At 73.8% G+C, this 9,218-nt stretch carries 11 protein-coding genes and 1 pseudogene; 8 read left to right on the top strand and 4 right to left on the bottom strand.

What is annotated here, in order from left to right; all coding sequences use genetic code 11:
• Positions 1-259 (top strand): annotated as a pseudogene (locus tag ACFV0Q_RS32960) (ribonuclease HI); the annotation flags it as partial.
• A gap of 29 nt (positions 260-288) precedes the next feature.
• On the opposite strand, the gene ACFV0Q_RS32965 reads toward ACFV0Q_RS32960, so the two are convergent.
• Entirely contained in the window at positions 289-1,272 is a 984-nt protein-coding gene (locus ACFV0Q_RS32965) for an aldo/keto reductase (protein ID WP_385010387.1), read from the bottom strand.
• Between the two features lie 113 nt (positions 1,273-1,385).
• On the opposite strand from ACFV0Q_RS32965, the gene ACFV0Q_RS32970 reads away from it, so the two are divergent.
• Entirely contained in the window at positions 1,386-1,964 is a 579-nt protein-coding gene (locus tag ACFV0Q_RS32970; protein WP_385010389.1) for a TetR family transcriptional regulator, read from the top strand.
• Positions 1,965-1,981: 17 nt separating this feature from the next.
• On the opposite strand, the gene ACFV0Q_RS32975 is transcribed toward ACFV0Q_RS32970, so the two are convergent.
• Positions 1,982-2,344, bottom strand: a complete 363-nt coding sequence (locus ACFV0Q_RS32975; RefSeq protein WP_385010391.1) for an STAS domain-containing protein — start codon at positions 2,342-2,344, stop codon at positions 1,982-1,984.
• Positions 2,345-2,600: 256 nt separating this feature from the next.
• Between ACFV0Q_RS32975 and ACFV0Q_RS32980 the strand changes: the two genes are divergently transcribed.
• Entirely contained in the window at positions 2,601-3,119 is a 519-nt protein-coding gene (locus tag ACFV0Q_RS32980; protein ID WP_385010392.1) for a DUF4232 domain-containing protein, read from the top strand.
• A 68-nt stretch (positions 3,120-3,187) separates the two neighbouring features.
• On the opposite strand, the gene ACFV0Q_RS32985 is transcribed toward ACFV0Q_RS32980, so the two are convergent.
• Complete coding sequence (locus ACFV0Q_RS32985; protein WP_385010393.1) at positions 3,188-3,799, bottom strand: nucleoside/nucleotide kinase family protein; 612 nt, start codon at positions 3,797-3,799, stop codon at positions 3,188-3,190.
• 85 nt (positions 3,800-3,884) lie between these two features.
• Here ACFV0Q_RS32985 and ACFV0Q_RS32990 point away from each other — a divergent pair, with 85 nt between their 5' ends.
• From ACFV0Q_RS32990 to ACFV0Q_RS33005, 4 genes are all read left to right on the top strand, one after another.
• Complete coding sequence (locus tag ACFV0Q_RS32990; RefSeq protein WP_385010394.1) at positions 3,885-4,658, top strand: hypothetical protein; 774 nt, start codon at positions 3,885-3,887, stop codon at positions 4,656-4,658.
• Between the two features lie 26 nt (positions 4,659-4,684).
• Complete coding sequence (locus ACFV0Q_RS32995; RefSeq protein WP_385010395.1) at positions 4,685-5,053, top strand: hypothetical protein; 369 nt, start codon at positions 4,685-4,687, stop codon at positions 5,051-5,053.
• A gap of 142 nt (positions 5,054-5,195) precedes the next feature.
• Positions 5,196-5,984 carry a class I SAM-dependent methyltransferase gene (locus ACFV0Q_RS33000; RefSeq protein ID WP_385010397.1) on the top strand — a complete coding sequence of 263 codons (789 nt, stop codon included), beginning with the start codon at positions 5,196-5,198 and terminating at the stop codon, positions 5,982-5,984.
• A gap of 81 nt (positions 5,985-6,065) precedes the next feature.
• The gene (locus ACFV0Q_RS33005) at positions 6,066-6,917 is read left to right on the top strand and encodes a GNAT family N-acetyltransferase (RefSeq protein ID WP_385010398.1); all 852 of its coding nucleotides are present in this window, start codon (positions 6,066-6,068) and stop codon (positions 6,915-6,917) included.
• Positions 6,918-6,963: 46 nt separating this feature from the next.
• Here ACFV0Q_RS33005 and ACFV0Q_RS33010 read toward each other — a convergent pair whose 3' ends face one another.
• The gene (locus tag ACFV0Q_RS33010) at positions 6,964-7,473 is read right to left on the bottom strand and encodes a GNAT family N-acetyltransferase (protein ID WP_385010401.1); all 510 of its coding nucleotides are present in this window, start codon (positions 7,471-7,473) and stop codon (positions 6,964-6,966) included.
• A gap of 316 nt (positions 7,474-7,789) precedes the next feature.
• Between ACFV0Q_RS33010 and ACFV0Q_RS33015 the strand changes: the two genes are divergently transcribed.
• Positions 7,790-8,905: a mechanosensitive ion channel family protein gene (locus ACFV0Q_RS33015; protein ID WP_385010399.1), complete on the top strand. Its 1,116-nt coding sequence runs from the start codon at positions 7,790-7,792 to the stop codon at positions 8,903-8,905.
• Positions 8,906-9,218 lie beyond the last annotated feature (313 nt).

A 9,218-nucleotide genomic window follows, 5' to 3' on the forward strand; every position in this document is an offset into this window, starting at 1 on the left:
GCACGCCGAGCTGCCGGTGCCCGCTCCGGCGCGCAGCGCCCCGGCCCGTGGCGGCCCGGCCCGCCGGGCCTCCTCCGGGGGTACGGCGAAGCCCGCGCCGGCGGGCCGCACCGCAGGCGGCGCCGCCCGTGGCCGGGCCTCCGTCAAGGCGAAGTTCCCCGGCAGCTGCCCCTGCGGCAAGCCGTACGCCGCCGGGGAGACCATCGTGAAGCTGGCGTCCCGCTGGGGGCACCCGGACTGCGCGTCGGCCGAGGACTGAGCCGGGGGCCGGGCCGGCGGCGGCTCCGCTCATCCGTTGAGGGAGGCCATCAGCTCGGGGGCGTACCGGTCGCCGGAGACCACCCCGTGCGGGGCCACCGCGTCGAGGGCGGCCAGGTCCGCGTCGGTGACCGTCACCGCGGTGGCGGCGATGTTCTCCTCCAGGTAGCGGCGCCGCTTGGTGCCGGGGATGGGCACCGCGCCCTGGCGCAGCGTCCAGGCCAGGGCGAGCTGCGACGGCGTGACCCCCTTGGCCTCGGCGAGCCGGCGGACCTCCGCGACCACGGCCAGGTTGCGGTCGAAGTTCTCCCCCTGGAAGCGGGGGTCCGTACGCCGGAAGTCGTCCTGCGCGAAGTCGTCGGGGCTGGTCACGGCCCCGGACAGGAACCCCCGGCCGAGCGGGGAGTACGCGACGAGCCCGATGCCCAGCTCCCGCAGGGTGTCCAGCACCCCGTCGTGCTCGATGCCCCGCTCGAAGAGGCTGTACTCCGTCTGCACGGCGGCCAGCGGATGCACGGCGTGGGCCCGCCGGATGGTGGCGGGCGCGGCCTCGCACAGGCCGATGTGGCGCACCTTGCCCGCGCTCACCAGCTCGGCGAGGGCGCCGACGCTCTCCTCGACCGGCACCGCCGGGTCCACCCGGTGCAGGTAGTACAGGTCGATGTGATCGGTGCCGAGGTGGCGCAGGGAGCGGTCCGCGGCACGGCGGATGTAGTCGGGGGTCCCGTTGTGGCCGAGGAAGGCGCCCTCGTCGGTGAACTCGACCCCGGTCTTGGTGGCGACCACGGCGGCGGAGCGGCGCCCGGCGAGGGCGCGGCCCAGCAGCTGCTCGTTGACGAAGGGGCCGTAGCCCTCGGCGGTGTCGAGGAGCGTGACGCCCAGCTCCAGGGCGCGGTCGATGGTGGCGAGGGACTCCGTGTCGTCGGTGGCCCCGTAGTGGGCGCTCATGCCCATCAGGCCGAGGCCCTCTGCGCCGACTTCCAGGCCCTGTCCGCCCAGTGCGCGGATCTCCATGGTGATGCTCCTCGATGCGTGGGGAAACGTAAGTAACTAACTGGATAGGTCAACCATGCGACGGCGATCCCCTGAATGTCAATAACCAGATAGTTACTTGCTAGGCTGCCGCCATGGCACGTGACTCCAGCGCAACCAAGGCACGGCTGCTCGACGCGGCGTTCTCCGAGTTCGCCGCCTACGGCATCGCCGGGGCGCGGGTCGACCGCATCGCCGAGGCCGCGCAGGCGAACAAACGGCTGATCTACGTCTACTACGGCAACAAGGAGCAGCTCTTCGACGCCGTGCTCCAGCGGGCCCTGGAGACGGGCTCCGAGTCCGTGCCCTTCGACGCCGACGACCTCCCCGCGTACGCGGGCGCCGTCTTCGACCACCTCGTCGCCCGGCCGTCGCTGATGCGGCTCGTCCTGTGGAAGCAGCTGGAGCGGCCCGGCTCCTCGGAGGCGGAGGCGAAGTCCTACCAGGGCAAGATCGAGGTGCTGGAGCGGGCCCAGCGGGAGGGCGTCGTCGACGCGGCCCTGGCGCCCGCCGACGTCCTCACCCTGGTCATGGGCCTGTCCCAGGCCTGGTTCGGCGCGGTGGGCGGCCCGGCCGCCGACGAGTCCGGCGCCGGCTGGCCGCCGGAGCTGCTGGCCCGCCACCGCGCGGCCGTGGTCGAGTCCGTACGACGCCTGGTCGCCGTGGCGCCCTGAGCCCGGCCGGCGTCACCTCAGGCCCGGCCCCCGCGCGGCGGGACGACCATCACCCGGGCCTGCTCCACGGAGGGCGCCATGGTGAACACCCGGTCGGCGCCGGTCAGTTCGAGGAGCCGGGCCAGGTGCCGGGGCAGCTCCCCGGCCAGGATCACCGGCCGGGTCAGGGCGGGCTGCAGCATCAGGCTCAGCACGGTCGAGTCGGTGAAGGTGACCCCGGCGACGTCCAGGACGTAGCGGCTCACGCCCGGGGCCAGGGGGTCGAGGGCCTCCCGCAGGCCGCTGAGGTGGTCGATGTCGAACTCGCCCGTCATGACGACGACGCGCACGTCCTCCCGCGACAGCACCTCGACGCGGCAGGGCGAGGGGTCCGTACCCATGTGTGCCTCATCCGTGCGTTCGTGATCCGTGCGTTCGTGATCCGTGCGTTCGTGATCCATGTGTTCCTCCATGATCGCTCCGATGCGTGAGCCGCTGTCGATGGGTGTTGCCGATGGGCCGGACGGGCGTCCCCGGGCCCGCGTCCGGTCCGGGTGCCCGGGCAGGTGTGCCGTGGGATGGTGGAACGGGATCGAACCGACACCGAGCGGGGTGGCCGGATCCTGGCGTCGCCCCCTGTCGGGGGGAGGAGCACTCATGAAGGGCACAAGGAGTTCCGTCGCGCTGCTCGCGGCCGGTGTACTCGCCGCAGGCCTGTGCGCCGGCATCGTTCCGGCGGCGGCAGCGTCGCCGGAAGCACCGGCACCCGCCTGCACGACCAGCCGGCTCGTGCCCGGCGGCGCCCAGCGCGTGGGGTCCACGCAGGTACGGGTCACCGTGATCAACGAAGGCCCGGGACCGTGCGTCCTGAAGAGCTTCCCGACCGTGGCCGTGGCGGGCTCGGGTTCCCCGGGCAAGGGCAAGGCCCTGAGCGTGGTCCGCCAAGGCCAGGCGCGCACCGTGCAGTTGCCCGCGGGCGGCCGGGCCACGACCCAGCTGACCTTCACCCCGGTCCTCGGCGAGGCGGACGGGTACTGCGCTTCCGGCGCGGATCCTGTCGTCGCCCCCTCGATCGTCGTGGGAGTCGGCGGCGGAGGCGGGCTCCAGATGGCGCCGGACGACGGCGGTGAGTTCGCGCTGTGCGGCGCCACCGTCCGCGCGACCGCGTTCCACTGACGCCGAAGTCCCCGGCCCTTCCGCTGTCGTTGTCGTTGCCGCTGTCGGGTGGGGCCGGGCGGCTCGCCTCATTCCACCACCAGGTCCGCGCGGTCGCGGCCCGGCGCGATGAGGCGGGCGTTGGCCTCGTCGGAGCGCGATACCCACCGGGCGGCTTCCGTCCCGGTCCGGCCGTGGCGGACGTGCCGGGCCACGAGGCGGCGTACCCGCACGGTGTCGTCGGGGGCCAGGTACCAGGTCTCGTCCAGCAGCGCTCGCACCGAGGCCCACGGCTCCGCCTCGTGCAGCAGGTAATTGCCCTCCGTGATCACCAGCGGTACGCCGGGAGGGACAGGGATGCTGCCGGCGACCGGCTCCTCCAGCGAGCGGTCGAAGGCCGGTGCGTAGACCACCTCGGCGCTGTCCGTGCGCAGGCGCCCCAGGAGCGCCCGGTAGCCGGCGGCGTCGAAGGTGTCGGGGGCGCCCTTCCGGTCGGCCCGCCCGAGCCGCACCAGCTCGGCCTGCGCCAGGTGGTAGCCGTCCATCGGTACGACGACGGCCAGTCCGGGCCCCAGTACCCGCGCCAGGTGCGCGGCCAGGGTCGACTTGCCCGCTCCCGGCGGCCCCGCGATGCCCAGGATCCGTCGTCCGCCCGCGGCCGCCAGCGCCCGGGCCCGGTCTTCCAGTTCCGCCCACTCCATCACCGTATGGTGCCATCCGCCCGTGGCGGCGGTCCGGCCAGGCCCGGGCAACAGGCCGATCGCAGGCTCCGTTTAGCCTGCGGGCATGGAGCCCCGCGTCATCCTCTGCCTCACGGCGCTGACCGTCACCGCCCTCGCGTACGGAGCGAGGGAGGCGCGGTACCGGCGCCGCGCCCGCGTCCGGCGCCGGTACGAGGCGCGGCTCACCGCCCTCGGGGTCGATCCGTACTACGCGGCGGCCGTGCGGGGCGAGGAGACGCGGGCCGCGGCCGCGGAGTTGCTGCTGGCCGGGGCGATAGGCATCGACAGCCGCTACGTGGTCCGGCTCGCGGACGGCGCCGGTACGCAGGCCCCCGCGCACCCGGTGCCCGCGGCGCTGCTGGAGGCCGTGCGGCGGCGCCACCCCCGGCCCGTGGTGCTGGGCCGGATCATCCAGCGCGACCCGGTGTACGAGGAGCGGTGCGGTGCGTTCCGCCGGGCCCGGGCGGAGTCCCTGCCCCGCCCGCCGCGCACGGGCGGGGCCCACGGGGCCCTGTTCGGGTGTGCGGGCGTGCTGGCGGTGGCCGCGCTGTGCGGCTTCTGGGGCTTCGCGATGGCGGCCGTGACGAGCCGGCTGCCGCACGGAGCCGTGGAGTGGGCGGCCGCGCTGGGCACCGTACTCGCGCTGGTCCTGCTCGTGTGGGGCCCGGGCGGCGACCGGAAACGGGACCCCGAGCCGGCGGAGAACGACCTTCTGCGGGCGTACTGCCTGCTGCTGCCGCACCCGGCGCTCGTCGCCCTGGACGCGGAGCGGCTGCGGAGGGTGGAGCGGAGCGTCTGGCTGGGGCGGCGGACGCGGAAGCGGCCGGGGGCGGTGTGACGGGGTGCGTCTTGTAGCGTCGGGGCGTGAACAGCGATCGCCGGGTCCGTCGTCTCGTCGTCGGCGACACCGTCTGGCTCTGGGCCCTCCGCCACCGGCATCCCGACTGCCGTGACGTGCTCTCCCTGCACCGTCAGGGCGTCGGGGGAACGCTGCGGATCGTCTTCCGCGACGGCCCGGGCCGGGTGGTGGGTGGCGGGTTCGCGGCGCACTGCGGGTGGGTCGCCCTCGTGGACGGCGGCTCCCTCAACCTCCACGAACCCGGCGCCGTACGCCGCCTCCTGGACGAAGTCGCGTCCCGGCGGCAGCTCCCGGTGTCCCGCACGGAGACCGAACTGGACGGCTGGCCGCTGCTGGAGGCCCTGACGGAGGCGGACGGCAACCTCCGGGCGTAGCCCCGCCGCCACCCGGCCGCCCCAGGCTCACCCCGGCGCGCGGGAGTGGCCCGGTCGAGGTGGAATGGGTGGGGTGGTGGGCGGGCGCGAGAGGACGTCGGTACCCGGCACCACGGTGAGACGAGGCGGAGGCGACCGGGCGATGTGGGGAACGGGCGAGGCCTACGAACCGTTCATGGGCCGGTGGAGCCGGCTGGTGGCCGCCGAGCTGGTGCGCCGGCTGGGCCTTCCTCCCGGCCTCGACTGGCTGGACGTCGGGTGCGGCACCGGCGCCGTCACCCGGCAGATCCTGCGCGCGGCCGCCCCGGCGGGGGTGACCGGCGTGGACCGGTCCGAGGACTACGTCCGGCACGCACGGCGGCACGTCCGGGACCCCCGCGCGCACTTCGTCTGCGGTGACGCCACGCGCCTGCCGCTGCCCGATGCCGGGGCGGGGGCGGCCGTGAGCGGGCTCGTGCTGAACTTCGTACCGGACCCGGCGCGGGCGGCGGCCGAACTGGTCCGCGTCGTCCGCCCCGGGGGCACGGTGGCGGTCTACCTCTGGGACTACGCCGACGACGGAATGGGCCTCCTGTGCCGCTTCTGGGAGGCCGCGACCGCACTCGACCCCCTCAACCGGGCATCCGACGAGAGGGCCCGCTTCCCCCTGTGCGGGCGCGGGCCGCTCCAGGCCCTGCTGACCGGCGGCGGCCTGGCCGGCGTGGAGGTGACGGCGATCAGCGTGCCCACCGTCTTCCGGGACTTCGCCGACTACTGGGAGCCCTTCCTCGGCGGCCAGGGACCGGCCCCCGGCTACGTCGCCTCCCTCGAACCGCCGCACCGGGCCGCCCTTCGCGACCGCCTGCGCGCGACCCTCCCCCGCTCCACCGACGGCTCCATCCCCCTGACGGCCCGCGCCTGGGCGGGCACCGGCCACCGCCCGGGCCCCTGAGCCGATCCGCCCGGTCCCGGCCCGTGAGGCGGCCGCCACCCGGGATCGGGCTCTGTCGGTGCCCCGGCCTAGGGTGGGCGGATGAGCGAGATACGGATCGTCGCCGATCAGGGCGAGTGGCGAGGCGGGTTCGAGGAGCGGGTGCTGGACGGGTACCGGGCCGCGGGGTGTTCGGAGCCGCTGGCCCAGGCGCTGCTGGCACGGGCGGTGGAAGGGATCGACGGCTGGACGGTGGCCACGGACGGCAGCGGCTGGATCGCGGTCGGCGTGACGGAGGACAACGGGGCCACCGTGGGCCGGATCCACGACCTGACGGTGCCGCGGGGGCGCGAGTGGGCCGAGCGGTGGTGCGCCGAGCACGGCGCGCAGCGGGTGGTGGTCCGGCTCACCGGCGGAGCGGGCCCGTTCGCGGACTACCCCGTACGGGGCCAGAACCGCATGCGCGCCGCCGCCGAGCGGCCCGTGCTGCCGCCGGGCCTGACGGTGCGCCGGCTCACCGAGGAGGAGTACCCGGGCTGGTACGCCGCCGAGGAGGCCGCGTACATCGCGGACATCGTCCGGGCCGGGGCCCTGACCCCGGAGCAGGCGAAGGAGAAGTCCGACCGGGACTTCTCCCTCTACCTCCCCCAGGGCTACCTGACCCCGGGGCACGCCTTCTACGCGATGGAGGCCGAGGGCCAGGTGATCGGCACCGGCTGGGTGAACCACGGCTTCCTGCCGGGCGTGACCTTCGGCTTCTCCCTCGAGGTGCACAAGGAGCACCGCGGCAAGGGCTACGGCCGGGCCGCGATGGCCGTCGGCGAGTGGGCCACCCGGCAGGGCGGCGACGAGGCGATGATGTTCAACGTGTTCGGCGGCAACGAGGTCGCGATGAGCCTCTACGACAGCACGGGCTTCGTCGTGCTGGACGAGTTCCGCTCGATCGACCTCTGAGGGCTGTGACCGGGGTGCGCGGGCGCGCACAGGGGTCGTCGCAGTCTCACTTCAGATCGGTACGGGGGTCGATGACCCAGTGGTTGGTCGGCAAGACCCGGTCGGCGAAGGTCACGTCCTCCTCGCCCAGGAGCCTGAAGCCTAGGGACCGGCATATGCCATTCGACGGGGCATTCGCTGTCGCCGGAAACGCGTGCACGACACCCCAGCGGTCTTCTTCGCGGGCCAGTTCAAGCACGGTGCGGACGGCCAGCTTGCCCAGACCGCGTCCCTGGAACTCCGGCAGCACCATCCAGCCGATCTCGGTGATCCGCCTGCCGTCCTCGTCGTGGGACCACAGGGTCACGGTTCCCGCCACCGCCGCCGGGACGGTCTCGTCGGGAAGGATCATCTTGATCCACTGAGTGCCGCCTGCCACACCGCGGACATCGCGCTCGACCTTCGCCGCCATCCCTTCAGGAGGAAGCGGGCCGCCGAGGTCGGCCATCATGACCGGGTCGCACCGCATCCGAACGTAGGCTTCGACGTCGCCCATCCCCACATCACGCAAACGCACTTGCTCACCCTCTTCCGACTCGTCCGGCACCGCCCCCACGATCACACGGCGGTCCCTCACGACACTACGTCGACCGTGGGCGGCGGCGACAGCGCCGAAGCCCTGGCCGGCCCCGGCCCACCTGCGGAGGCGTCGGGTCCATGGGAGAGGATGGCAGCTCGCCCCGGATGCGTACGCACGCGCGAACCGGGGCTGGCACGCAACACGAGCTGACAGGTGACATGGTGACGACACAGCACATACCGCGACGGGCGGCGGCCCCCCTCTCCGCCGCCCCGGCCCCGGCCCCCGAGGCACCCGGCGCGGAGGAGATCCGTTGACCCGGGACCTCGTCCTGCACGACTGGGTGGTCGCCGCCATCGCGCTGGTCTCGGGCGGTGTGGCCGGGCTGCTGCTGCGGGCCCTGCTGAAGTGGCTGGGCAAGCACGCCCTGCGGACGCGGTGGACCGGGGACGACCTCATCGTCGACTCCCTGCGCACCATCGTGCCGTGGGCCGCCGTCATCGCGGGCGTGGCGGTGGCGGCCTCGGCGCTGCCCCTCACGGCGCGGCTCGCCGGGATCGTGAACCAGTCGCTCACCGCCGTGCTCATCCTCATCGCCACCGTCACGGCGGCCCGGGTCGTCGCGGGTCTCGTCCAGTCGCTGGCGCAGTCCCGGACCGGGGTCGCCGCGTCGGCGAGCATCTTCGTCAACATCACGCGCATCGTGGTGCTCACGATGGGCGTGCTGGTCGCGCTGGAGACCGTCGGGGTGTCCATCGCGCCGCTGGTCACCGCCCTCGGGGTGGGCGGTCTCGCCGTCGCCCTGGCCTTGCAGGACACCCTGGCCAACCTCTTCGCCGGGGTGCACATCCTCGCCTCGAAGACCGTCCAGCCCGGTGACTACATCCGGCTGAGCAGCGGCGAGGAGGGGTACGTCGTCGACATCAACTGGCGCAACAGCGTGGTGCGCAACCTGTCGAACAACCTGGTCATCATCCCCAACGGGCGCCTGGCGCGGACGAACATGACCAACTACACGCAGCCGGAGCAGAAGCTGTCGATCCTCGTGCAGGTCGGGGTGGGCTACGAGAGCGACCTGGAGCACGTCGAGCGGGTGACCCTCGACGTCGTGGACAGCGTGATGGCCGACATCAGCGGCGGCCTCCCGGACCACGAGGCGGCCGTCCGCTTCCACACGTTCGCGGACTCCCGGATCAACTTCACGGTCATCCTGGGCGTGGGCGAGTTCAGCGACCAGTACCGGATCAAGCACGAGTTCATCAAGCGCCTGCACCAGCGCTACCGGGCCGAGGGGATCTCGATCCCCGCCCCCGCGCGGACGGTCTCCCTCCAGCAGGAGGATCCCCGGCCGTCGTCCGGGTCGCCTTCCTCCGTCCCGCACCAGCGGGACGCTTCGTCGGCCGCGTTCCTGGCGGACCGTCAGCGGTAGCGGAGGGGACCCTACGAATTGTGCAGAGACCCCCACACAAGCGGATACCCGTTCCTATGATGTTGCCTCTTTAACCAAATCCAGGTGGGGGTACTACCGATGCACAGCGCGAACAGGGGCAGCAGAACGGGGAACGGCCGCAGAGGCGGGCGCGGGGCGGCGGGGCGGGTCCGCCTCGCGCTGGTCGGTCTGCTGGCGGCGGGCGTGGCCGTCGCGTGCGGACCGGCGGAGGGCAGCGGCCCGGCCGTTCCGCCGCCGCCGAGCCTGACTTCGGCGGCGCCGACGACGGCCTCCCCCTCCCCGACGCCGACCC

The organism is Streptomyces sp. NPDC059564 (assembly GCF_042735575.1).
Taxonomy (GTDB): Bacteria; Actinomycetota; Actinomycetes; order Streptomycetales; family Streptomycetaceae; genus Streptomyces.